Genomic DNA, 21,985 nt, shown 5'->3' on the forward strand with positions numbered 1-21,985 from the left:
GGTGGCGAGGATCTTGGTCGCGGCGCCGCCGATGCTTTGAATCAGGTTGCGGATCGCCGCCAGAAACTGGTTGAACCAGTTGGCCAGTTGCGCGGTTTCATCGCTGCCACGGATGTGCAGGTTCTTGGTCAGGTCGCCTTCGCCCTGGGCGATGCCTTCCAGACCGCTGGCCACGCTGCGGATCGGCCGCACGATCAGGCTGGCGAAACTGGCGCCGACGATGGCGAAGAACACCGCCAGTACCGCCGCGATGATCGCGATCAGCCAGGTCAGTTGAGTGGCCGAGCTCATCACGTCGGTCTGCTTGATCAGGCCGATAAAGGTCCAGCCCAGTTGCTCCGACGGCCAGACGTTGGCCATGTAGCGCTCGCCATTGAGCTCAACCTCTACCAGCCCTTTGCCGGCCTTGCCGAGTTGCGCGTAACCGTCGCCGAGGCTGCTCAGTGCTTTGAAATTGTGTTCCGGCTGCTTGGGATCGACCAGTATGGTGCCGGTGTTTTCCACCAGCATCAGGTAGCCGGTTTCGCCGAGTTTGATCTGTTTGACGATTTCAGTGAGCTGCTTGAGCGTCACGTCGATGCTGACCACGCCGCCATTGCTGCCCAGTTTGTTATCGATGGTGCGCACGGTGCTGACGTAGGTCGCGTCATCCTGGGCCCAGTAATAGGCCTCGGTGCGAAGCGGCTTGCCCGGCTTGGCCTGGGCCGCCTTGTACCAAGGGCGCTGGCGCGGGTCGTAATTGCTCAGCTTCGCATCGTCCGGCCAGGACACGTAACCGCCCGCCGCCGTCCCGAGAATCGCATAGGCGTAGGCCGGGTGGCTGTTGCCCAGGTCCTGGAGGAGGGCGAAGACCTTCTTGTCCATTTCGCCTTGGGGAATGCTCTCGGCGTTGGCACTCATGTAGGTCTTGAGGCTGTCGTCGGAGTTCTTGATCAGCGGTTGGGTCGCCAGGTAGTCAACGTTCTGGCTGATGCCATCAAAGAACAGCTGCATGGCATTGCTGACCTGACGAATCTCGCGGCCACTGCCGTCGACAAAATTGTCCTTGGCATCACTGCGCAAGTTCAGCACGACGAGGGTGGCGACCAGCACCACGGGCAAGCAGGCGATGATTGCAAACGCCCAGGTCAACTTCTGTTTGATGTTCATCCGCGCTCCAGTTTTTCTTGTAGGCCCACGCAGTACTGATGACTCGCGGATTATTGGCAGCCGAAAACGTTTGATACGCCCCGATCCTTGAGCGCGCCTTCTTGATTGTTGTTGAGGCGATTGTCAGACAATTCCTTTTCTCTCTAATGACTTCGGCTGAAGCGCGGGGAAATTGAGGTCTTTTGAGAAAAATCCTGCGAACGCCAGGGATCGAGGTTAGATTCTGTCGCAAATACCTTGGCACTCCGTCGTCAACAAGTGGTTCTCGCTCAGCTATGATCCGGGGCGGTCGATGAGTTTTGCCTGATTAATCCGGCACATTGTGTGCTTCTTGATGTTCATGGGAACGTTCATAGGTCGGCAACCCCTCCCCCCAATGAGAGGATTGCCGTATAACGAATGACTTTCGCGTGTTTGGTAATAAAGGACCCACAATAAAAGCTGATGAAGACTCCAAAACGCATTGAACCCCTGATCGAGGACGGTCTGGTCGACGAGGTGCTGCGCCCACTCATGAGTGGTAAAGAAGCAGCTGTTTATGTGGTGCGCTGCGGCAACGAGCTGCGTTGTGCCAAGGTCTACAAGGAGGCGAACAAACGCAGTTTTCGTCAGGCGGCCGAGTATCAGGAAGGTCGCAAGGTGCGCAACAGCCGGCAGGCTCGCGCAATGGCCAAGGGCTCCAAGTTTGGCCGCAAGGAAACCGAAGACGCCTGGCAGAACGCCGAAGTGGCGGCGCTGTTCCGCCTGGCCAGTGCCGGGGTGCGGGTGCCCAAGCCGTACGACTTCCTCGAAGGCGTGCTGCTGATGGAGCTGGTGGCCGACGAGTACGGCGATGCCGCGCCGCGTCTGAACGATGTGGTGCTGGAGCCGGATCAGGCACGCGAATATCACGCCTATCTGATTTCGCAAATCGTGCTGATGTTGTGTACCGGTCTGGTGCACGGTGACCTGTCCGAGTTCAACGTGCTGCTGACGCCGACCGGCCCGGTCATCATCGACCTCCCGCAAGCAGTGGATGCGGCGGGCAACAACCACGCGTTCAGCATGCTGGAGCGGGACGTGGGCAACATGGCGTCGTACTTCGGTCGCTTTGCGCCGGAGTTGAAACGCACCAAGTACGCCAAGGAGATGTGGGCATTGTACGAAGCCGGTACCTTGCACCCGGCCAGCGTGTTGACCGGCGAGTTCGACGAGCCGGAAGAACTGGCGGACGTCGGCGGGATCATGCGCGAGATCGAGGCGGCCCGTCTCGACGAAGAGCGTCGCCAAGCGATTCGGGCGGCGGACGATGCGCCACCGAGCAAAGCCGAAGAACCGCCTCCGCCGTGGATGCAGTGATCGGTTGACCCAAAACCCGGCTTTGGCCGGGTTTTTTACACCAGCAATACCCCGCACACTCAAGGACTGAATGTGAACTCCATCCGCAATGCTCAGTTGATCATCGCCGCCCGGCTGATTTCGGACTTCGGCGCTTTCCTCAACATGGTCGCCCTGGCTACCTACGTCTACCTGCTCAGCAATAGCGCCATGAGCGTCGGCATCTTCCTCGCCAGCCGTGTCGCCGGGGGTATCCTGGCCAGCCTGATCGGCACCCGGTTCTATCGCCGCTGGGCCGGGCGCCTGCCGCTGATTGCCTTCGATCTGCTGCGTGCCGGTTTGCTGGGTCTGCTGCTGGTGCTGCCGGTCAGCCAACAAGCGTTGCTATTGCCGCTGATCGCGTTCGGCCTGGGGTTTGGTAATTCGATGTTCGCCATCGGCCTCAACAGCCAATTGCCGCACCTGATCGAAGAGGCGCAATTACTCAAGACCAACGCCTGGATAACCTCAGCGTCGTCTGCGGCGATGGTCAGCGGGAGTCTGGTGGCCGGGTTGTTGGTGGCGGGGTTTGGCTTTGAAACAGTATTTGCATTGAACGTGGTCACGTACCTGCTGGCAGCGCTGCTGATTGTGCCGTTGCGGTTTTGCGGACCGGCCCCCAGCTGTGATGAACCTCTTCACAAACAGGGCGAATGGCAGGCCTTGCGCCAGGGTTTGCGCACGGCGCCGGTACTGGCGGCGATGTTGGCCGTCGCCATGGCCGACACCTTGGGCAGCGCCGCGCACAACGTCGGTCTTCCGATCATTTCAAAACTGCTCACACCCGAGTCGGCCAGCACCACCCTGGGCCTGATGCTGGCGGTGTGGGCCTGCGGCAAGTTCATCGGTGCGCGAATCGCCAGTCGCCTGAAAGGCACGGACAACGCGCACCTTGAGCGGCGATTTTTCTTTGGCGTGTTGCTGATGTCCTGCGGTTTCATCCTGACGTTTCAGCAGCAGACCCTGTACGGTTTGCTGCTGTTTTCGTTGCCCGCCGGGATAGGCGACGGTTTTTCGGAGGTCGGCCTGATGTCGCGCCTGCAACGTGAACCGGACAGCCTGCGCCTGCCGATTTTCAGTTTTCTGACGCTGCTGCAAATGACCGGGTTCGGCGTCGGCATGTTGATCGCCGCGCCGTTCTATTCCTGGTGGACACCCGGCGCGGTGGTGTTGTTGTTCCACGGCATTCCCCTCACCCTGTTGCTGGTGGTGAAGGGGTTGGCGCTCAAGAATGAGCGGGTTCGACGCAGCAACCCGAGGCCAGCTCCTTGAGAATCGGGCAGTCCGGGCGGTGGTCGCCGTGGCAGTGTTCTACGAGGTCTTGCAGGGTGTCGCGCAACTGACCAAGTTCGCGAATTTTCTGGTTCAGCTCATCGATGTGCTGACGGGCCAAGGCCTTCACATCGGCACTGGCGCGCTGGCGATCCTGCCAGAGGGTCAGTAGTTTGCCGACTTCTTCCAGTGAAAAACCCAAGTCCCGAGAGCGCTTGATGAACGCCAGGGTGTGCAGGTCGTCGTCGCCATAGACCCGGTAGCCACTGTCGGTGCGATGGGCCGCCTTGAGCAGGCCGATGGATTCGTAATAGCGAATCATCTTCGCGCTCAGACCGCTCTGGCGGGCCGCTTGGCCAATGTTCATCGGTTGTCCTCCAGGTCTTTGGGCTTCCAGGTTTTCAACAGTAACGCATTGCTGACCACGCTGACGCTCGACAGCGCCATGGCCGCGCCGGCCAGCACCGGGTTGAGGAAGCCGAATGCCGCCAGTGGCAGGCCGATCAGGTTATAGACGAAGGCCCAGAACAGGTTCTGGCGAATTTTCGCGTAGGTCTTGCGGCTGATCTCCAGCGCCGCCGGCACCAGCCGTGGGTCACCGCGCATCAGAGTGATGCCGGCAGCGTGCATGGCGACATCCGTGCCGCCGCCCATGGCAATGCCGATGTCAGCAGCAGCCAGGGCCGGGGCGTCGTTGATGCCGTCGCCGACCATCGCCACCACGCCGGTTTTTTTCAGCGCGGCGACGGTGGCGGCTTTGTCCGCCGGCAGTACTTCGGCGTGAACATCCTTGATGCCCAGCGCTTGGGCGACGACTTTGGCGCTGCCGCGGTTATCGCCGGTCAGCAGGTGGCTGCTGATATTGCGGGCGCTTAGGCGTTGCACCGCTTGCAGGGCACCGGGCTTGAGCGTGTCACCGAAGGCGAACAGGCCCAGCACCCGAGGTTCGGGGCTTTGTTCGATCAACCAGGACAGCGTCCGGCCTTCGGTTTCCCAAGCGCTTGCGGAGTCGGCCAATGGCCCGGCATTCAAGCCACTTTCTTCCAGCAAACGCCGATTGCCCAGGGCCAATCGCCGACCATCGAGGCTGCCGGCAATGCCGCGCCCGGTCAGCGATTGACTGTCGCTGACATCGGCCACGGTCAAGCCGCGTTCGGTGCAGGCATCCAGCACCGCCTTGGCCAGCGGGTGCTCACTGCCGCGTTGCAGCGCTCCGGCCATTTGCAGCAAGGCGGCTTCGTCACCCTCGATGGCACTCAAATGCGCGATGCGCGGCGTGCCCGAGGTCAGTGTGCCGGTCTTGTCGAACACCACGGCGCTGACTTCGTGGGCGCGCTCCAGGGCTTCGGCATCCTTGATCAGAATTCCGTGGTGCGCCGCCACACCGGTGCCTGCCATGATTGCGGTCGGAGTGGCCAACCCGAGTGCACAAGGACAGGCGATCACCAACACCGCGACGGCGTTGATCAATGCAGTTTCCAGCGGCGCGCCATACAGCCACCAACCAACCAGGGTCGCCAGTGCAATCAGCAGCACCACGGGCACGAACACCTGGCTGACTTTATCCACCAGTTTCTGGATCGGCGCTTTCGCCGCCTGCGCGTCTTCGACCAGGCGGATGATCCGCGCCAGCACGGTTTCTGCGCCGAGCGCCATGGTCCGCACCAGCAGCCGACCTTCACCGTTGATCGCACCGCCGGTGACCTTGTCGCCCGGAGCTTTGGGCACCGGCAGGCTTTCGCCGCTGATCAATGCTTCATCGGCGTGGCTCTGGCCTTCCACCACTTCGCCATCCACCGGGAAGCGCTCGCCGGGTTTTACCAGAACCAGATCGTTGAGGCGCAAAGCGCTGATCGCAACCTCCTGCTCGCGGCCGTCGATCACTTGAATGGCTCGCTCCGGACGCAAGGCTTCGAGGGCGCGGATGGCGCTGGCGGTCTGGCGCTTGGCGCGGCTTTCCAGGTATTTGCCCAGCAACACCAAGGCAATCACCACCGCCGAGGCTTCGAAATACAGGTGCGGCATGCGACCGGCAGCGGTGGCCCACTCGTAAACGCTCAAGCCGTAGCCGGCGCTGGTGCCCAGAGCCACCAGCAAATCCATGTTGCCGGCACCGGCGCGCACGGCTTTCCACGCAGCGACATAGAAGCGGGCGCCGAAGACGAATTGCACCGGCGTTGCCAGCGCGAACTGCACCCACGCCGGGAGCATCCAGTGCACACCGAAAGGTTGCAGCAGCATCGGCAGCACCAGCGGCAAGGCGAGGGCGATGGCCGCCAGCAAGGCCCAGCGTTCGCGCTGCAGGCGTTGTTGCTGATTATCGGTTTGCGGGTGTTCGACTTCCCAGACGCGGGCGGAATAACCGGCCTTGGTCACGGCGCCGATCAAGGTTTGCGGATCGACCTGGCCGAGCAGCTCAAGGTGCGCCCGTTCGTTGGCCAGGTTGACGCTGACACTTTTCACTCCCGGCACCTTGGTCAGTGCCCGTTCGACGCGGCCGACGCAAGACGCACAGGTCATGCCGTCGATACTCAATTCAAGGGTCTGCTGCGGCACGCTGTAACCAGCCCGCTGCACGGCGTCCATCAAGGCCGGCAGGCTGTCACTGGGCGCTTGCACCCGGGCCTGTTCGGTGGCCAGGTTGACGCTGACGGCCGTGGCGCCGATGACTTTGCTCAAGGCACGCTCGACACGCCCGGCGCAACTGGCGCAGGTCATGCCGGCAATCGGCAGATCGAAAGTGGTGGATTCGGACATCGGTCACGCTCCCTGTAGAAATTGCCTACAGGATCAACCTTGCCATGCTGGCAAGGTCAAGTGCCATGTCTCAGATCAAAAGATCGCAGCCGACTCAGTATTCCAAAGCTGCAGGCTTGAGGTACATCCCTTCCTGCGTCATCGCAATCCGGAACTTCAACACATCCCCAGCCTTGAGTTTGATGTCCTGCGACCCCGGCGCGAGCATGCCCGGGTTGCAGCCCGGCGCCTGGCCCGGCAGCAGTTTGAGGCGCAGGGACACATTGCCCGGCGGCAGGTTGAACGAGGTGCTCTGTTCCTGGAACAGCCGCCCGGCCAACTGATCCTGGATGTACACGCCGATCTCGCAGGAAGTCGACACTTCCAGGCGCTCGCGGGAAATGATCAGCACGCCGTAGTCCTCCCCGGCGGCTTGAACCGAAGGTGTCGCGGCAAAGAGGCTGAGGAAGCCAAACAGGCTGAGAGCTGACCAGCGCATGGCTGAATCTCCTGATGTCGAGTCATAGATGGACGCAGCTTGGCCGAGCGCGACGCCGATTGCCAGCCCGGCAGCTTGCTTCAGAACTTGACCTTGCCATGGTGGCAAGCTCGAGACTGCGCGCAACCCTCATGTAAGGGCTTCATTAAAGGAGACGTCCCATGCAAGTGTTCAACGTTGAAGGCATGTCCTGCGGTCACTGCGTCAAGGCTATCACTGAGGCGCTGCAAGCCAAGGATCCGGCAGCCAGCGTACGCATCGATCTGGCGGCAAAAGAAGTCGGCGTAGAAAGTGTGCTGACAGCCGATCAGGTAATCGCCGCCATCACTGAAGAGGGTTACGGGGTAAAACAGGCCTGAGCTATTTTTAATAGTTAGCGACCTATCGGAATGTTCAAGGCGTCCACGCCCGGCTAGACTGTCAGCCTGCCGATCCATGGCTAACCTGTCTGCCTAACCTGGACGCCTGATGAACCTGCGCACAATCCTGATTCTCGGCGCCTTGAGCGCTTTCGGTCCCCTGGCGATCGATTTCTACCTGCCGGCCTTCCCGGCGATGGCGCTCGCTTTCGGTACCGACGAAAAACACGTTCAACTGACCCTGGCGGCCTATTTCCTGGGGCTGTCCATCGGCCAACTGGCGTACGGCCCGGTGGCGGATCGCTTTGGGCGACGGCTTCCCTTGCTGACCGGTGTCGGTTTATTCACCGTGGCCTCATTGGCCTGTGCTTACGCGCCGAGTCTTGAGTGGCTGATCGGCGCCCGCTTTGTCCAGGCGCTGGGTGGTTGCGCGGGCATGGTGATCGCCCGGGCAGTGGTCAGCGATAAATGCGATGCGGTGGGGTCGGCGAAGGTCTTTTCGCAGTTGATGCTGGTGATGGGCCTGGCGCCGATTCTTGCGCCGATGCTGGGCGGGTTGTTGGTCAACACGACGGGTTGGCAGTCGATCTTTCTCGTGCTGACCGGTTTCAGTGCGCTGGCCGGGTTGGCGGTGGCTCTCGGGCTACCGGAAAGTCTACCGGCCCATGTGCCGCGCCAACCGTTGTCGGGCGCGCTACACCAGTACGGTCGGTTGCTGGCGGACCCGATATTCCTCGGTCATGCCCTGACCGGTGGTGTCGCCATCGCCGGGATGTTTGCCTACATCGCGGGCTCGCCGTTCGTCTTCATCAAACTCTATGGTGTGCCGGCCGAGCATTTCGGCTGGCTGTTCGGGATCAACGCGGCGGGGTTCATTCTGGTGGCCCAGGTCAATGCCCGGTTGCTGGCGAGACGCGGTCCGGCCTTCTTGCTGGCGCGCACTGTCTGGCTTTACCTGACGGGCGGCCTGGCTCTGTTGGCGGTCAGCTCGCTGCACACTGCGCACTTGTGGCCGTTGCTGATTCCACTTTTTGTCTGCATCGCCAGCCTGGGTTGTATCGTGCCCAACGCCTCGGCCTGCGCGATGAGCGGCCAGGGCGCACGGGCGGGCAGTGCCTCGGCGATGCTCGGTTGCCTGCAATTCAGCGTCGCCGCCGGGGCCGCGGCGCTGGTGGGTGTTTTGCACGATGGCAGTGCCATGCCGATGGCCATGGTCATCAGCCTGTGCGCAATTGTGGTGGTGAGCGTGGCGATGCTCACCCGGCGTTTGCAGAATGCCCGGGCGTTGGAACAAGCCCAGGCCTGAGGACGGACTCAGCCAGCAGTGCGCTGCTGACGGCCGGGAATCTGATGGGGCGCGAGCAAGCGCGCTTCAAGGGTTTTAGTGAAGGCCAGGGCTTCGGCTTCACTGCGGAACGTCACAGCGTGTTGATCCAGGCGAACCTGCCAGCGGGATGTTGCCAATTCTTTTATCAGGATCTTCATTGCTGAGTTCCTCTTGTGAAAGACGTCTCGCAAAAGACATCACGTAAAAGATTGTTCGCAGAGTTTTCGATTGTAGACCTGAATACGATCGCAATTGTGACAACGATCAACTCTCTGACTGACGGCAAAAGATCGCTGGCGCAGCGATCTTTTGATCTTCGGGTCAGAACCCCTCAAGCACAATCTTGCCCTTGGACTTGCCGCTTTCCAGCCGTTCATGGGCGCGACGCAGGTTGGCGGCGTTGATGGTTCCGAAGTGCTCACCGACCGTGGTTTTCAGTGTGCCGGCATCGATCAGCCCGGCGACGCGGTTGAGCAGTTTGTGTTGCTCGATCATGTCGGCGGTTTCGAACAGCGAGCGGGTGTACATGAACTCCCAGTGCAGCGACAGGCTCTTGCGTTTGAGCTTGGTCACGTCCAGCGCCTTCGGATCATCGATCAGCGCCAGTTTGCCTTGCGGCGCCAATGCCTCCACCAATTGATCCAGGTGTTGGTCAGTCTGGGTCAGGCTGGCAACGTGGGTCACATGCTCGAACCCTGCACGTTTGAGTGCTTCACTCAGCGGCTGACTGTGATCGATCACCTGATCGGCGCCCATGTCACGCACCCAACTCTGGGTTTGGGCACGGGACGCGGTGCCGATGACTTTCAACCCGGTGAGCTGGCTGGCCAATTGCGTGAGGATTGAACCAACGCCCCCGGCGGCACCGACGATCAGCAGGCTCTGGCCCTCATCGGTTTTGCCTTCGCGTATTTGCAGGCGTTCGAACAACAGTTCCCACGCGGTGATGGCGGTCAGCGGCAGGGCGGCGGCTTCGGCGAAACCAAGGGTCTTGGGCATCTGGCCGACGATGCGCTCATCCACCACATGAAGCTCGCTGTTGCCGCCGGCACGGACGATGGAGCCGGCGTAGAACACCTTGTCGCCGGCCTTGAACAAGGTCACTTCGCTGCCAACAGCCTTGACCACTCCCGCCACGTCCCAGCCCAGCACTTTGGCCGCGCCACCTTCAGGCTGTACGTTCTGGCGAATCTTGGTGTCCACCGGGTTGACCGAAATGGCTTTGACCTCCACCAACAGGTCGCGCGGGCCGGCGACCGGTTCTGGCAGTTCGATATCTTGCAGGGATTTTTCGTCGCTGATCGGCAGGGAGGCGAAGTAGGCAATGGCTTTCATAGTGGGATCCTGGGAGAGAGATGATTTCGATGGCACAGATGATTGGTTATTTCTCTGCAAGATAAAACCCGCTAAAAGAGCAGTCTCTTTCAACATTTTTTTGATAATTGGGGCTGAAGATGTTGCGTTTCGATGACTTGCAGTTGTTCGTTCGGGCGGCGGACCTGGGCAGTCTGTCGGCGGCGGCACGGGGGATGGATATGTCGGCGGCGGTGGCCAGCGCGGCGTTGAAGCGCATCGAACAACAACTTGGCGCACGCTTGCTCACCCGCTCTACCCGTAGCCTGCGCCTGACGGCCGAAGGCGAGGGCTTTCTGGAGTACGCCCGGGCCGCCTTGAGCAATCTCGATGAGGGCCGCCGTTTGCTGGCCAGTGGGCAGGATCAGGTCAGTGGGATTTTGCAGCTGTCGGCACCTTCGGATTTCGGGCGCAACCTGCTGCTGCCATGGCTCGACGAGTTTCAGCGCGAGCATCCGAAACTCACCGTACGGTTGCTGCTGGGCGACCGCATCGCCGACCTGTTCCGCCAACCGGTGGACATCGCCCTGCGTTACGGCGAGCCGGAAGACTCGAGCCTGGTGGCCTTACCCATCGCACCGCAGAACCGTCGCGTGCTGTGTGCTGCGCCGAGTTATCTGGCCCGACATGGCGAACCACGGCAGCTGGAGCAATTGGCGCAGCATAATTGCCTGCTGTTTATGCTCGGTAGCCGGGTCCACGATCACTGGAGTTTTCACGACGGCAAACGTGAGGTGAGCCTGACCGTCAGCGGCGATCGCTTCAGTGACGATGCCGATGTGGTGCGGCTGTGGGCCGTGGCTGGAGCGGGGATTGCGTATAAGTCCTGGCTCGATGTCGCCACCGATGTGCTCGCCGGTCGCTTGAAAGTGCTGATGCCTGAATTGCTCTGTGAGCGCGCACCGCTGAATTTACTGTGCGCCCATCGCGCACAATTGAGTAAGCCGGTGAACCTTTTGCGGGAAATGCTTGCCAGCCGATGCGCTCGGATAAGCAGTCAATTTCCGACGATATCGGGTGTCGATCATTAGTCGCAGGCAAATAGCGAAATTTCTGTCAGGAACTATCACCACCAATGGATTCCCGAGGGCAGGAACCGGCGGTTAACCCGCTTATACTAGCGCCCGCCTCATGTACGCGCCGTCGATCTCGCAATGGCGAGTCCACGTTCGAGTCGGTCAGACCCTACGGTCATCACCGGACCTTCGCTGCACCCGCGAAGCAATGGCCTGGGTGAGCGGGTGGCTTTGCCCGGCTTATGGCGGTTTTCGCGTCTTGGCCGAGGACACATTACTGGTCAAGATGTCTCTGAGCAGTAGACGAAACGATTCAACAGGGAGTGAATACATGGAACATGCACCTTGCATCAGCCAGATTGCCACGTTGCTGGCTGACCCAAAGCGCAGCGCAATGATGTGGGCCTTGATGGACGGCACGGCACGGCACACTGAGGAGCTGGCGTTGCTGGCGGGCCTGTCGCCGTCTTCGGCCAGTGCGCATCTGGGGCGCTTGTCCACCGGCGGTCTGTTGAAAGTCGAAACCCGTGGGCGCAAACGGTTTTTCCGGCTTGCCGCGCCCGAAGTCGGCGCCGCGATAGAAGCCCTGGCCAGTGCTACCCTGGCCAGCGCGCCTCGGGATATTCCAGAGGTGTTCAAACGTACGAGTCCTATCGCCAAACCTCAGGCGGCGCCTTCGTCACTGCTACGGGCCAGGCTTTGTGACGACCATCTGGGCGGTACCCTGGCCGCCGATCTTTACCAGCGTCTGCTGGATGCCGGCTGGATCGAGCAGCTCGATCAGCGGGTCATGATCACTCACAAGGGTTCCACGCAATTGGCAGCACGCGGTGTGTTCATCCAGGCGCTGGCCCACCGCAACGGCAGAGTCGCCTGCGCATGCCCGGACTGGAGCGAAAGACGCCCGCACATGGGTGGTTCCTTGGGGGCGGCCTTGTTGCAACTGTTCATGCAGTCCGGCTGGTTGAGCCTGCCCAGCGATTCGCGAGCCTTGCAGATCACGGCCACGGGGCAACGTGAAATCCATCGTTTCGCCAAGGAAACCGAGCTGGAAATGGCGCTTTAGAGCCATTGGGGGGCGATGTTCGGGATTCTGGGCTTCAGGCGTCGTTCAGAGCTGTGGGCAGGTCGTATCCAGCAATAACCCCCAGTCACTATCGCGCACACTCGATCCGGGGACTTTCGGATTGGGGGAAGGTGGCATGGAAACACGAAGCTTCAGCGCGGCAGAACGACTGGAACGGCTGCCCATCAGTGGTTATCACCGCATCATTTTCATCATCATTGCCTTGGCGTTTTTCTTCGACTCCATGGACCTGGCGATGATGACCTTCCTGCTAGGCTCGATCAAAACCGAGTTCGGCCTGAGCACGGCGCAGGCCGGGTTGCTGGCCAGTTCGAGTTTCTTCGGCATGGTGGTGGGTGCCTCGCTGTCCGGCATGCTGGCCGACCGCTTCGGGCGCAAACCGGTGTTCCAGTGGAGCATTGTGTTGTGGGGCATCGCCAGCTACCTGTGTTCCACGGCGCAGAACGTCGAAATGCTGACGTTGTTCCGAATCCTCTTGGGGATCGGCATGGGCATGGAGTTTCCAATTGCGCAGTCGATGCTGTCGGAGCTGATTCCGGCCAAGCGGCGTGGGCGTTACATCGCATTGATGGACGGCTTTTGGCCGCTCGGTTTCGTCGCGGCCGGGTTGCTGTCGTACTTCCTGTTGCCGGTGATTGGCTGGCGCGACATCTTTCTGGTGTTGGCGGTGCCGGCGGTGTTCGTCCTGGCGATTCGCTTTTTCATTCCCGAGTCGCCGCGATGGCTGGAACAGGCCGGGCATCATGATGCAGCGGACACGGTTTTACACCGCATCGAAGAACGGGTTCGGGCTTCATTGGGCCGTTCGGATCTGCCTGAGCCGATTCGCCTGCCACGGGTGGCGAGTCAACCGGGCAACTTCTTCTCCGCGCTGCGGGAAATCTGGTCGGTGCAATATCGCCGGCGCACGATGATGATCTGGAGCGTGTGGTTCTTTGCCTTGCTGGGTTTCTATGGCTTGACGTCCTGGCTCAGTGCGCTGCTGCAACAGTCGGGTTTCGCCGTGACCCAGTCGGTGTATTACACGGTGCTGATTTCCCTCGGCGGGATTCCCGGGTTCCTCATGGCCGCCTGGCTGGTGGAGCGTTGGGGGCGCAAACCGGTGTGCGTCGTGACCTTGCTCGGCGGCGGGGTGATGGCGTTTCTTTATGGTCAGAGCGCGGTGTTCGGCGGCAACGTCAGCCTGTTGATCACCTCGGGACTGCTGATGCAGTTCTTCCTGTTCGGCATGTGGGCGGTGCTCTACACCTACACCCCGGAGTTGTACCCGACGTCGGCACGGGCCACGGGCTCGGGGTTCGCTTCGGCCATCGGCCGCGTGGGTTCGCTGCTCGGGCCAATGGTGACCGGGCTGGTGTTCCCGATGACGGGGCAGGACGGAGTGTTTGCGCTGGGGGCGATGTGCTTTGCGATTGCAGCGGCAGTGGTGTGGATCTTCGGGATGGAAACCCGGGGCAAGACATTGGAAGAATTGAGCGAGCCGGTGATCATCAATTAATCACCGAACCTGTGGGAGCGGGCTGGCCCGCTCCCACAGGTTTATCGGGTGACCTTTAAGGTTTCACCAACCGCGCATCCAGGCTGTTCTGCGCCAGACGCTTGGCCTGATCCTGGGTCATGCCCAGATCGGTGTACAGCGCGTGGAAGTTCTCGGTGACATAGCCACCGAAGTACGCCGGGTCATCGGAGTTCACCGTGACCTTCACGCCGCGTTCGAGCATGTCGAGGATGTTGTGCTGGGACATGTGATCGAACACGCAGAGCTTGGTGTTCGACAACGGGCACACCGTCAGCGGGATCTGCTCATCGATGATCCGCTGCATCAAGCGCTCGTCTTCGATGGCGCGCACGCCGTGGTCGATGCGCTGGATTTTCAGCAGGTCGAGGGCTTCCCAGATGTACTCGGGCGGGCCTTCTTCACCGGCGTGGGCCACGGTTAGGAAGCCTTCGTGGCGGGCACGGTCAAATACGCGCTGGAACTTGCTCGGCGGGTGGCCCATTTCAGAGCTGTCCAGGCCCACGGCCACGAATGCATCACGGAACGGCAGCGCCTGGTCAAGGGTTTTCTGCGCTTCGTCTTCGCTCAAGTGGCGCAGGAAGCTGAGGATCAAACCGCTGGTGATCCCCAGTTGCTGCTCGCCATCTTTCAATGCGGCGGCGATGCCGTTGAGCACCACTTCGAACGGGATGCCACGGTCGGTGTGGGTTTGCGGGTCGAAGAACGGTTCGGTGTGAATCACGTTCTGTTCCTTGCAGCGCAACAGGTAGGCCCAGGTCAGGTCGTAGAAATCCTGGGAGGTGCGCAGCACATCGGCGCCCTGGTAATACAGGTCGAGAAATTCTTGCAGGTTGTTGAAGGCGTAGGCCTTGCGCAGGGTGTCGACGTCGTTCCACGGCAGGGCGATCTTGTTGCGTTCGGCCAGGGCGAACAGCAGCTCAGGCTCCAGCGAACCTTCCAGGTGCAAGTGCAATTCTGCCTTGGGCAGAGCGTTCAGCCAGTCGTACATTTTTGAAATCTCATCAAGTGCAATGGGGGCATTCTACAGATGCCCGCCGAAACAATGAGTAAAACCTGACCAGCCGGTTCATTACACGGCTTCCTGTTCCCGTCGATAAGCGTAGGTGTCGGCAAAGCGCGAGAGCAAGAATTCGGCGCAAGTGGTGGCCGGATACTTCGCCGGATGCTGTTCGTCCTGGCAACCGGGCAGGCATTCGATGGGGGTGTCGGGGTGTGGCTCGGCAAAGAACGGCATCGAGTACCGATCCACTCCCAGCGGGCTGATCACCCGATGTGGCGTCGACAGGTAACGGTCGTTGCTCCAGCGCGCCATCATGTCGCCGAGGTTGACCACGAACGTGCCTTCGATCGCCGGTGCATCGATCCATTCGCCTTTTACGTTGCGCACTTGCAAACCGCCAGCGGCGTCCTGGTAGAGCAGGGTGATGCAACCGTAATCGGTGTGAGCGCCGGCACCTTGCTGATCGATGGAGCTGGCAGTGTGGCGCGGCGGGTAATGGATCATCCGCAGCACGCTGACCGGTTCTTTGAAACGGCTATCGAAGAAGTCACGCTCGATGCCCAATGCCAGGGTCATGGCTCGCAGCAGGGTTTGCGCGAGTGCTTGCATGTCGACGTAGTGCTGCTCCATCAGCGATTCCCAACCGGGCATCGACGGATGACGGTTGGGTCCGCGCAAGGGTTTTTCCGCCAGCACCTCGGGATGATCGGCCGGCAGATGCAGGCCCATGTCGAAGGTTTCTTTCAGGTCGCTGGGTTTGCTCGGGTCGAGTTGTTCGGTGGCGATGGCGCCATAGCCGCGGTGGTGGCGGGTCCGGGTGATGTCGATCTTGAGTTTTTCGGCGGCGGGCAGGGCGAAGAAGCGTTGGGCATGGTCGAGCACGGCCTCGATGCGCGACGAAGCGATCGGGTGGCCCTTGATATAGAAAAAGCCCCATTCGCGGCAGGCGCGGTCGATGCTTGTGGCGACCGATTGCCAGGCTTGAGCGTCATCGCTGTAGAGCGGGGCGATGTCGATGATCGGGAGTTGGTTCATGAAGTGTTCCAGGCGAGGTTTTATGCTGGGGCCAAAAGATCGCAGCCTCGCTTCGCTCGACAGCTCCTACAGGTGTAAGTCAATCCATGTAGGCGCTGCCGCAGGCTGCGATCTTGGCGGTGTCACGGGTAAAAAATCACTTCGGCATCTCAGCCTTCATGCCTTCGACGTAGTAGTTCATCGACGCCAGTTGTGCATTGGTCGCGCTCACGCCCGCCGGGATTTTCTCCACGCCGGCCTGATCCTTGATCGGCCCGGTGAACGGATGCAACGCGCCGCTCTTGATGTCGGCAATGATCTGCTCGGCTTCGGTTTTCACTGCGGCCGGCACCAGGTCGCTGATTGGCAGCTCAACCGTGCCTTCCTGCAAACCGCCCCAGTAATCCTGGGATTTCCATGCATGGTCGAGCACACTTTGGGTCGCCTGAATGTAGTGCGGGCCCCAGTCGTTGACGATAGACGTCAACACCGCTTTCGGCCCGAAGTGCGCCATGTCCGATGCATAGCCGACGGCATACACGCCACGCCGTTCTGCTGCCTGGATCGGCGCCGGGCTGTCGGTGTGCTGGAACACCACGTCCACGCCCTGATCGATCAGCGCATTGGCGGCGTCGGCTTCCTTGCCCGGATCGAACCAGGAATTGACCCACACCACTTTGATCTCGGTGCCCGGGTTGTACTTGTTCAGCGCCAGCTGGATGGCGTTGATGTCGCGGATCACTTCTGGAATCGGGAAGGAAGCGACGTAGCCGATTTTCTTGGTCTTGGTCATCTTCGCCGCAAGGAAACCGCCGACGTAGCGGCCCTCGTAAGTGCGTGCCAGGTAAGTGCCGAGGTTCTTGTCCTGCTTGTAGCCTGTGGCGTGTTCGAAGGTCACCTTGGGAAATTGCTTGGCAACTTTCAGGGTCGGGTTCATATAGCCGAAAGACGTGGTGAAGATCAGGTCGTACTGGTCCTTGGCCATGTTGCGGATCACCCGCTCGGCATCGGCGCCTTCGGCGACGTTCTCCACGTAGTTGGTGGTGATCTGGTCACCGAACTTCTCCGCCAGTGCCTTGCGTCCCTGTTCATGCTGATACGTCCAGCCGTGATCACCGATCGGGCCGATATAGACGAAGCCGACTTTCAGCGGGGCGGCAGCACTGGCGGTCAGGCTGGCGCTCAGACCGATGGCTGCGGCGACAGCGCAAAGCAGCTGCTTCAACGGACGTTTGTGCATGAACTGGAACTCCATTTTGTTGTGAGGTGTATCGGGTCAATGCAAATTGCTGACCAACAGGACAACAAAATCCGGGGCCGCATAACGGCATTCGCGGGCAAGCCTCGCTCCTACAGGTTTTGCGTTGCACCCAATCCCGCGATAGGCACAATTCCTGTAGGAGCGAGGCTTGCCCGCGAAGGGGCCCTAACGACCACCACAGAACCATCCCGGTGCACCCTCGCGAATTCACGCCATCCGCTGGTGCGAGTGTCTCCCGCAATAGGTCTGCGTCGACTTAGACGCCGGCGATCAACTGCCGAGCCGCCTGGCTGTGATCGGCGATCAACCCTTTCAGATCCAGCCCCTCGACTTGCCCCTCGATCACCCGCCACTTGCCGCCGATCATCACCCGGTCTGCCCGGTCCGCGCCGCACAGCAGCAGCGCCGACACCGGATCATGGCTGCCGGAGAAGCGCAGTTCATCCAGTTTGAACAGCGCCAGATCCGCTTGCTTGCCCACCGCCAGTTCGCCGATGTCGCTGCGCCCGAGCAACTGCGCCGAGCCCTTGGTGGCCCAGCCCAGTACGCGTTCCGGGGTGATCTTCTCTGCGCCATAACGCAGACGCTGGATGTACAGCGCCTGTCGGGTTTCGAGCATCATGTTCGAGGCGTCGTTGGACGCCGAACCGTCCACGCCCAGGCCCAGCAACGCGCCAGCGTCGGTCAACTCGATGGTTGGGCAAATCCCTGAAGCCAGGCGCATGTTCGAACTCGGGCAATGGCAAATACCGGTGCCGGCCGCGCCGAGGCGGGCGATTTCGTCGGGGTTGAAATGAATGCCGTGGGCCAGCCAGGTGCGTGGGCCGAGCCAGCCGACGCTGTCCAGATAATCCACGGTACGCAGGCCGAAGCGTTGCAGGCAGAAGTCTTCTTCGTCGAGGGTTTCGGCCAGGTGAGTGTGCAGGCGCACGTCGAGGGTGTTCGCCAGTTCGGCGCTGGCAGACATGATTTGCGGGGTTACTGAAAATGGCGAGCAGGGCGCCAAAGCGATCTGGATTTGCGCGCCGTCACCCCGTTCGTGGTACTCGGCAATCAAGCGTTGGCTGTCGGCGAGAATCACCTCGCCCTGCTGCACGGTCTGCTGCGGCGGCAGCCCCCCGTCTTTTTCACCAAGGCTCATCGAACCGCGAGTGAGCATGGCGCGCATGCCCAGTTCGCGGACACTCTCGACCTGCACGTCGATCGCATTTTCCAGGCCTTCCGGAAACAGGTAATGGTGATCGGCCGCGGTGGTGCAGCCGGACAGCAGCAACTCGGCCAAGGCGACTTTGGTGGCGAGGGCGAGTTTTTCCGGCGTGAGCCGGGCCCAGACCGGATAGAGGGTTTTCAACCACGGGAACAATGGCTGATTGACCACCGGCGCCCAGGCGCGGGTCAGGGTTTGATAGAAGTGGTGATGGGTGTTGATCAGCCCCGGCAAGATCACATGTTCGCGGGCATCGAAGACTTGTCCACAGGGTGCTGACGGTTGCTGGCCGACGCCGAGCACTTCGACGATCAAACCGTCTTGCAGCACCAGACCGCCACGGGCATCGAGCGCGTTGGCCGTGAAAATGGCGAGGGGATTTTTTAACCAGGTACGGGTCGCAGGCATAGTGGCCGGCTCCTCTGAAAGTGGGGTTCAGGGTTGCCAGCTCAGTGTTGCCCTGTCTGCTGATCCAGGGTCGCCGCGGGGGGCGAGGTGCGGAGTTTCAATCAAAAAAGCTTCGCGGGCAAGCCTCGCTCCTACAGAGTCATGCGTCGGACCTGTAGGAGCGAGGCTTGCCCGCGAAGGCGTCAAATCCAACACCCGATTACCAGGGAATGGTTTCACCCCGGTAGTTCACAAAATGATGCCCGCCCTTGCCGGCATACGTATTCACCTGATCGATCAGCCCGCGGGTGCTGGTTTCCACATCAATGTCGGCACCTTCGCCACCCATGTCGGTCTTTACCCAGCCCGGGTGCAGCGACAGCACGGTGAGTTTCTGTTCGCCCAATTGCGTGACGAAGCTGTTGGTCATCGAGTTCAGCGCCGCTTTGCTGGCCTTGTACAGCGCCAGCTCCGGCGCGTCGGGCATGGTCACGCTGCCCAGCACCGAACTCATGAACGCCAGCACGCCACTGCCTTCACGAATCTGCGCGACGAAACGCTGGGCCAGGTTGATCGGCGCCACGGCGTTGGTGAAGAACAGTTGACCGACCTCGGCCAGGGTCGCGCCACCCGGCGTCTGGACCTCCGGCCCCTTGACCCCGGCATTCACGAACAACAGGTCAAACACCTCGCCCTTGAGCTGTTGGCTGAGGGCGATGACCGCTTGCTGGTCGTCCATGTCGAGTTTTTCGATCCGTACCTTGCCCAACGCCTGCAAGGCTTCGGCACCCTGTGGGTTGCGCACGGTGGCGGTGACTTGCCAGCCGTCGGCCAGCAGGGTTTTCACCAGACCGAGGCCCAGTCCCCGGGAGGCGCCGATGATGAGTGCGGTTTTTGCCGTGGACATGAATGGCTTCCTTGATGTCTCGAGAGGGCTTGACCCTGGAGCATACTCCAGGCTTTAGCCTTGTTGCTCCCTGAATGTATGGAGCAATGCCAATGTGGACTTCAACGCAATATCGTCAACTGGTGCGTGGCAGCGGGTGGTACGACCTGATCGTCACGGCGGCATTTGCCACGCCGTGGAGTTTTGCGGCGTTGCATGGCGTGCTGTTAAACCTGAGTCAGACTTTCAATCTGCCCGGCGAGCTACCGCCGTTCGAGCCGGTGCACATGTTGATGGCGAATCTGTTGGGCTCGATTGTGTGCGTATGGGCCGTGCTGCGGATTCGCGATCCGCAGCAGATGTTTGGGCGATATGACGCGGTGGGGAGGTTTCTGTTTTCGGCCTGGCAGGCTTATGCGCTGGCCCATGGGGCGAGTTCGCTATTGGTGATTTTCCTGTTCTTTGAACTGATGTGGGGTGTGGCCCAAGCGTTGCCTGTTCGGACGCCTTCACGGGCCACCATTTAATGCCCCGCCCGCCACGGCTGCCCCAACGACACCGGCGCATACAATCGTGTGCGCACGGCATCCCGGGACAGCAGCACTAACACCACTATGGTCGCGACATATGGCAGCATTGCCAGCAGACTCGACGCAATCGCCAGCCCCAAGCCCTGCGCCACCAAATGCAGGATGCTGGCGAGACCGAACAGATAAGCTCCAAGCAGCAACCGCCACACTCGCCAACTGGCAAACACCACCAGCGCCAGGGCAATCCAGCCGCGACCGGCGCTCATGTTCTCTGCCCACATCGGCGTATAGGCCAAGGACAAATATGCCCCAGCCAACCCCGCCATCGCCCCGCCAAACAGCACCGCCAGCGTACGCACGCGCAACACCGGCAAGCCCATTGCACTGGCGGCGTCCGGGCTTTCGCCGACCGCCTGAATAATCAACCCGACGCGACTTCTCACAATCACCCAGGCCACCAGCGCAAACAGGGCAAACGACAGATACACAAGCAGGTCCTGGGCAAACAGCATCCGCCCGATCAGCGGAATTTCACTCAGATAAGGAATCGCCAGCGGCTCGAAACCCGCCAACGGTTTGCCGACCCACGCAGCGCCAACGAAGGTCGACAGGCCCACGCCGAAGATCGTCAATGCCAACCCTGTCGCCACCTGGTTGGCGTTGAACACCAGCGCTACCAGGGCGAACAGTGACGACAACAGCATCCCGGCGAACATCGCCAGCAACACGCCGAGCCAGAGGTTGCCGCTGTTCAGGGCGACGATAAAACCGATCACCGCCCCAAACAGCATCATGCCTTCCTGCCCAAGATTGAGGACGCCGCTCTTCTCGCAGATCAACTCGCCCAACGCCACCAATAACAGCGGTGTGCCGCAGCGCACCATGGCATAGAAAATATTGCTCAGCAGATCGATATCCATCACAAGGCTCCTGCTTGTACGGCGGTGGTCGAGGTGCGCCGTACCCAGCGCAGGTTCAAACGTGGTCGGTAGAGAATCAGCACGTCACTGGCCAGCAGGAAAAACAGCATCATCCCCTGGAACAATTGAGTGATGGCTTGCGGCAGGTTCATGCTCATCTGCGCGCTTTCGCCACCGATGTACAGCAGCGCCATCAACAGGCTGGAAAACAGAATGCCGATGGGATTCAGCCGCCCGAGAAACGCCACGGTGATCGCCGCATAGCCATAACCCGGCGAAACCTGCGGCACCAGTTGGCCGATGGGCCCGGTGACTTCGCAAACCCCGGCCAGCCCCGCCAGGCCACCGCTGATCAACAGCGCCAGCCAGATCAGCCGCTTCTCGCGAAAGCCGACAAAACCCGCCGCGCGCTTGTCCAGCCCGAGCACTTTGATCTGGAAACCGACAAAGCTCTTCTGCAACAACACCCACACCGCAACCAGCGCGAGCAAGGCGAAATACACGCCCGCATGGACCCGACCGTCCTCCATCAACAACGGCAAACGACTGGCATCGCCAAACATCGCCGACTCCGGAAAGTTGAACCCGGCCGGGTCCTTCAGCGGCCCGTGGACGCAGAACAGCAGCAGGTTCAACGCGATGTAATTGAGCATGATGCTGGTGAGGATTTCATTGGCGTTGAAGCGTGTGCGCAACCATGCCGTCAGCCCGGCCCATGCGGCACCGGCCAGGGTGCCGGTGAGCAGGATCAACACCAGCGCCCAACGGCTTTGCAGGTCGATGATGTTCACCGCCAATGCACTGCCGGCCAAGGCGCCGAGCAGCAACTGACCTTCGGCGCCGATGTTCCAGATCCGTGCCTGATACGCCACTGCCAGGCCCAATGCACAGAGCAGAATCGGCAATGCTTTGACCAACAACTCAGAGACCCCGTACAGGTCGCTGATCGGTGCAATCAGCAAGGTGTGCAAGGTCAGCAACGGGTCGTGGCCCAGCGCGATAAACAACAATGAGCCACAGCCCAGGGTCAACACAGCCGCCAGCAACGGCGAGCACCACAACATCAGGCGCGATTGCTGGCCACGGGGTTCGAGAGAAAGCAGCATG

General features: G+C 60.9%; 20 protein-coding genes and 1 pseudogene. 8 read left to right on the forward strand and 13 right to left on the reverse strand.

The window, feature by feature from the left end; all coding sequences use genetic code 11:
• Positions 1–60: 60 nt before the first annotated feature.
• Positions 61–1,149 (reverse strand): annotated as a pseudogene (locus LOY28_RS30005) (cache domain-containing protein); the annotation flags it as partial.
• 444 nt (positions 1,150–1,593) lie between these two features.
• On the opposite strand from LOY28_RS30005, the gene LOY28_RS03195 reads away from it, so the two are divergent.
• Positions 1,594–2,487: a PA4780 family RIO1-like protein kinase gene (locus LOY28_RS03195; protein WP_018928388.1), complete on the forward strand. Its 894-nt coding sequence runs from the start codon at positions 1,594–1,596 to the stop codon at positions 2,485–2,487.
• 72 nt (positions 2,488–2,559) lie between these two features.
• Complete coding sequence (locus tag LOY28_RS03200; RefSeq protein WP_096481218.1) at positions 2,560–3,777, forward strand: MFS transporter; 1,218 nt, start codon at positions 2,560–2,562, stop codon at positions 3,775–3,777.
• Here the strand turns inward: LOY28_RS03200 and cueR are convergent.
• From cueR to LOY28_RS03215, 3 genes are all read right to left on the reverse strand, one after another.
• On the reverse strand, positions 3,731–4,144 hold the full coding sequence (gene cueR, locus LOY28_RS03205; protein ID WP_007940146.1) for a Cu(I)-responsive transcriptional regulator: 414 nt from the start codon (positions 4,142–4,144) through the stop codon (positions 3,731–3,733). The genes LOY28_RS03200 and cueR overlap by 47 nt on opposite strands.
• Positions 4,141–6,534 carry a heavy metal translocating P-type ATPase gene (locus LOY28_RS03210; protein WP_258613054.1) on the reverse strand — a complete coding sequence of 798 codons (2,394 nt, stop codon included), beginning with the start codon at positions 6,532–6,534 and terminating at the stop codon, positions 4,141–4,143. Before LOY28_RS03210 ends, cueR begins: the two co-directional genes overlap by 4 nt.
• Before the next feature lie 94 nt (positions 6,535–6,628).
• Positions 6,629–7,012 (reverse strand): hypothetical protein, encoded by a 384-nt coding sequence (locus tag LOY28_RS03215; RefSeq protein WP_018928385.1) that lies wholly within the window; start codon positions 7,010–7,012, stop codon positions 6,629–6,631.
• Positions 7,013–7,173: 161 nt separating this feature from the next.
• Here LOY28_RS03215 and LOY28_RS03220 point away from each other — a divergent pair, with 161 nt between their 5' ends.
• Positions 7,174–7,371 carry a heavy-metal-associated domain-containing protein gene (locus tag LOY28_RS03220; RefSeq protein ID WP_018928384.1) on the forward strand — a complete coding sequence of 66 codons (198 nt, stop codon included), beginning with the start codon at positions 7,174–7,176 and terminating at the stop codon, positions 7,369–7,371.
• Between the two features lie 109 nt (positions 7,372–7,480).
• Positions 7,481–8,677, forward strand: coding sequence for a multidrug effflux MFS transporter (locus LOY28_RS03225; RefSeq protein ID WP_258613055.1), 1,197 nt, complete (start codon positions 7,481–7,483; stop codon positions 8,675–8,677).
• 8 nt (positions 8,678–8,685) lie between these two features.
• Here the strand turns inward: LOY28_RS03225 and LOY28_RS03230 are convergent, their stop codons facing one another.
• A complete protein-coding gene (locus tag LOY28_RS03230) occupies positions 8,686–8,856 on the reverse strand; it encodes a hypothetical protein (protein WP_018928382.1) in 171 nt (56 codons plus the stop codon).
• 163 nt (positions 8,857–9,019) lie between these two features.
• Positions 9,020–10,033, reverse strand: coding sequence for a zinc-binding alcohol dehydrogenase family protein (locus LOY28_RS03235; RefSeq protein WP_258613056.1), 1,014 nt, complete (start codon positions 10,031–10,033; stop codon positions 9,020–9,022).
• Positions 10,034–10,152: 119 nt separating this feature from the next.
• Here LOY28_RS03235 and LOY28_RS03240 point away from each other — a divergent pair, with 119 nt between their 5' ends.
• From LOY28_RS03240 to LOY28_RS03250, 3 genes are all read left to right on the forward strand, one after another.
• Entirely contained in the window at positions 10,153–11,082 is a 930-nt protein-coding gene (locus tag LOY28_RS03240; protein ID WP_019651868.1) for a LysR family transcriptional regulator, read from the forward strand.
• A gap of 316 nt (positions 11,083–11,398) precedes the next feature.
• The gene (locus LOY28_RS03245) at positions 11,399–12,133 is read left to right on the forward strand and encodes a helix-turn-helix transcriptional regulator (RefSeq protein WP_028940370.1); all 735 of its coding nucleotides are present in this window, start codon (positions 11,399–11,401) and stop codon (positions 12,131–12,133) included.
• Positions 12,134–12,269: 136 nt separating this feature from the next.
• Complete coding sequence (locus tag LOY28_RS03250; protein ID WP_258613057.1) at positions 12,270–13,652, forward strand: MFS transporter; 1,383 nt, start codon at positions 12,270–12,272, stop codon at positions 13,650–13,652.
• 55 nt (positions 13,653–13,707) lie between these two features.
• On the opposite strand, the gene LOY28_RS03255 is transcribed toward LOY28_RS03250, so the two are convergent.
• The 5 genes from LOY28_RS03255 to LOY28_RS03275 all read right to left on the reverse strand — a co-directional run bounded on the left by LOY28_RS03255 (position 13,708) and on the right by LOY28_RS03275 (position 19,449).
• A complete protein-coding gene (locus tag LOY28_RS03255; RefSeq protein ID WP_018928377.1) occupies positions 13,708–14,661 on the reverse strand; it encodes an adenosine deaminase in 954 nt (317 codons plus the stop codon).
• An 81-nt stretch (positions 14,662–14,742) separates the two neighbouring features.
• A complete protein-coding gene (locus LOY28_RS03260) occupies positions 14,743–15,708 on the reverse strand; it encodes a 2-oxoglutarate and iron-dependent oxygenase domain-containing protein (protein WP_258613058.1) in 966 nt (321 codons plus the stop codon).
• A 136-nt stretch (positions 15,709–15,844) separates the two neighbouring features.
• On the reverse strand, positions 15,845–16,927 hold the full coding sequence (locus LOY28_RS03265) for a BMP family ABC transporter substrate-binding protein (RefSeq protein WP_018928375.1): 1,083 nt from the start codon (positions 16,925–16,927) through the stop codon (positions 15,845–15,847).
• 277 nt (positions 16,928–17,204) lie between these two features.
• Positions 17,205–18,563: an 8-oxoguanine deaminase gene (locus LOY28_RS03270; protein WP_258613059.1), complete on the reverse strand. Its 1,359-nt coding sequence runs from the start codon at positions 18,561–18,563 to the stop codon at positions 17,205–17,207.
• A 199-nt stretch (positions 18,564–18,762) separates the two neighbouring features.
• A complete protein-coding gene (locus LOY28_RS03275; RefSeq protein WP_258613060.1) occupies positions 18,763–19,449 on the reverse strand; it encodes an SDR family oxidoreductase in 687 nt (228 codons plus the stop codon).
• A gap of 92 nt (positions 19,450–19,541) precedes the next feature.
• On the opposite strand from LOY28_RS03275, the gene LOY28_RS03280 reads away from it, so the two are divergent.
• On the forward strand, positions 19,542–19,955 hold the full coding sequence (locus LOY28_RS03280) for a hypothetical protein (protein WP_258613061.1): 414 nt from the start codon (positions 19,542–19,544) through the stop codon (positions 19,953–19,955).
• Here LOY28_RS03280 and LOY28_RS03285 read toward each other — a convergent pair.
• Both LOY28_RS03285 and LOY28_RS03290 read right to left on the reverse strand, forming a co-directional pair.
• A complete protein-coding gene (locus tag LOY28_RS03285) occupies positions 19,952–20,878 on the reverse strand; it encodes an ABC transporter permease (RefSeq protein WP_018928371.1) in 927 nt (308 codons plus the stop codon). The two genes, LOY28_RS03280 and LOY28_RS03285, sit on opposite strands and share 4 nt — an antisense overlap.
• Complete coding sequence (locus tag LOY28_RS03290) at positions 20,878–21,984, reverse strand: ABC transporter permease (protein ID WP_018928370.1); 1,107 nt, start codon at positions 21,982–21,984, stop codon at positions 20,878–20,880. The genes LOY28_RS03285 and LOY28_RS03290 overlap by 1 nt, the downstream gene beginning before the upstream one ends.
• Position 21,985 lies beyond the last annotated feature (1 nt).

Source organism: Pseudomonas sp. B21-017 (genome assembly GCF_024749245.1).
In the GTDB taxonomy this organism is placed as follows: domain Bacteria; phylum Pseudomonadota; class Gammaproteobacteria; order Pseudomonadales; family Pseudomonadaceae; genus Aquipseudomonas.

What these genes read in the sequence shown, in the direction of transcription:
- LOY28_RS03195 (WP_018928388.1), top strand. Translation starts at nt 1,594, where the DNA reads ATGAAGACTCCAAAACGCATTGAACCCCTGATCGAGGACGGTCTGGTC.
- cueR (WP_007940146.1), bottom strand. Translation starts at nt 4,144, where the DNA reads ATGAACATTGGCCAAGCGGCCCGCCAGAGCGGTCTGAGCGCGAAGATG.
- LOY28_RS03210 (WP_258613054.1), bottom strand. Translation starts at nt 6,534, where the DNA reads ATGTCCGAATCCACCACTTTCGATCTGCCGATTGCCGGCATGACCTGC.
- LOY28_RS03215 (WP_018928385.1), bottom strand. Translation starts at nt 7,012, where the DNA reads ATGCGCTGGTCAGCTCTCAGCCTGTTTGGCTTCCTCAGCCTCTTTGCC.
- LOY28_RS03220 (WP_018928384.1), top strand. Translation starts at nt 7,174, where the DNA reads ATGCAAGTGTTCAACGTTGAAGGCATGTCCTGCGGTCACTGCGTCAAG.
- LOY28_RS03225 (WP_258613055.1), top strand. Translation starts at nt 7,481, where the DNA reads ATGAACCTGCGCACAATCCTGATTCTCGGCGCCTTGAGCGCTTTCGGT.
- LOY28_RS03230 (WP_018928382.1), bottom strand. Translation starts at nt 8,856, where the DNA reads ATGAAGATCCTGATAAAAGAATTGGCAACATCCCGCTGGCAGGTTCGC.
- LOY28_RS03235 (WP_258613056.1), bottom strand. Translation starts at nt 10,033, where the DNA reads ATGAAAGCCATTGCCTACTTCGCCTCCCTGCCGATCAGCGACGAAAAA.
- LOY28_RS03240 (WP_019651868.1), top strand. Translation starts at nt 10,153, where the DNA reads ATGTTGCGTTTCGATGACTTGCAGTTGTTCGTTCGGGCGGCGGACCTG.
- LOY28_RS03245 (WP_028940370.1), top strand. Translation starts at nt 11,399, where the DNA reads ATGGAACATGCACCTTGCATCAGCCAGATTGCCACGTTGCTGGCTGAC.
- LOY28_RS03250 (WP_258613057.1), top strand. Translation starts at nt 12,270, where the DNA reads ATGGAAACACGAAGCTTCAGCGCGGCAGAACGACTGGAACGGCTGCCC.
- LOY28_RS03255 (WP_018928377.1), bottom strand. Translation starts at nt 14,661, where the DNA reads ATGTACGACTGGCTGAACGCTCTGCCCAAGGCAGAATTGCACTTGCAC.
- LOY28_RS03260 (WP_258613058.1), bottom strand. Translation starts at nt 15,708, where the DNA reads ATGAACCAACTCCCGATCATCGACATCGCCCCGCTCTACAGCGATGAC.
- LOY28_RS03265 (WP_018928375.1), bottom strand. Translation starts at nt 16,927, where the DNA reads ATGCACAAACGTCCGTTGAAGCAGCTGCTTTGCGCTGTCGCCGCAGCC.
- LOY28_RS03270 (WP_258613059.1), bottom strand. Translation starts at nt 18,563, where the DNA reads ATGCCTGCGACCCGTACCTGGTTAAAAAATCCCCTCGCCATTTTCACG.
- LOY28_RS03275 (WP_258613060.1), bottom strand. Translation starts at nt 19,449, where the DNA reads ATGTCCACGGCAAAAACCGCACTCATCATCGGCGCCTCCCGGGGACTG.
- LOY28_RS03280 (WP_258613061.1), top strand. Translation starts at nt 19,542, where the DNA reads ATGTGGACTTCAACGCAATATCGTCAACTGGTGCGTGGCAGCGGGTGG.
- LOY28_RS03285 (WP_018928371.1), bottom strand. Translation starts at nt 20,878, where the DNA reads ATGGATATCGATCTGCTGAGCAATATTTTCTATGCCATGGTGCGCTGC.
- LOY28_RS03290 (WP_018928370.1), bottom strand. Translation starts at nt 21,984, where the DNA reads ATGCTGCTTTCTCTCGAACCCCGTGGCCAGCAATCGCGCCTGATGTTG.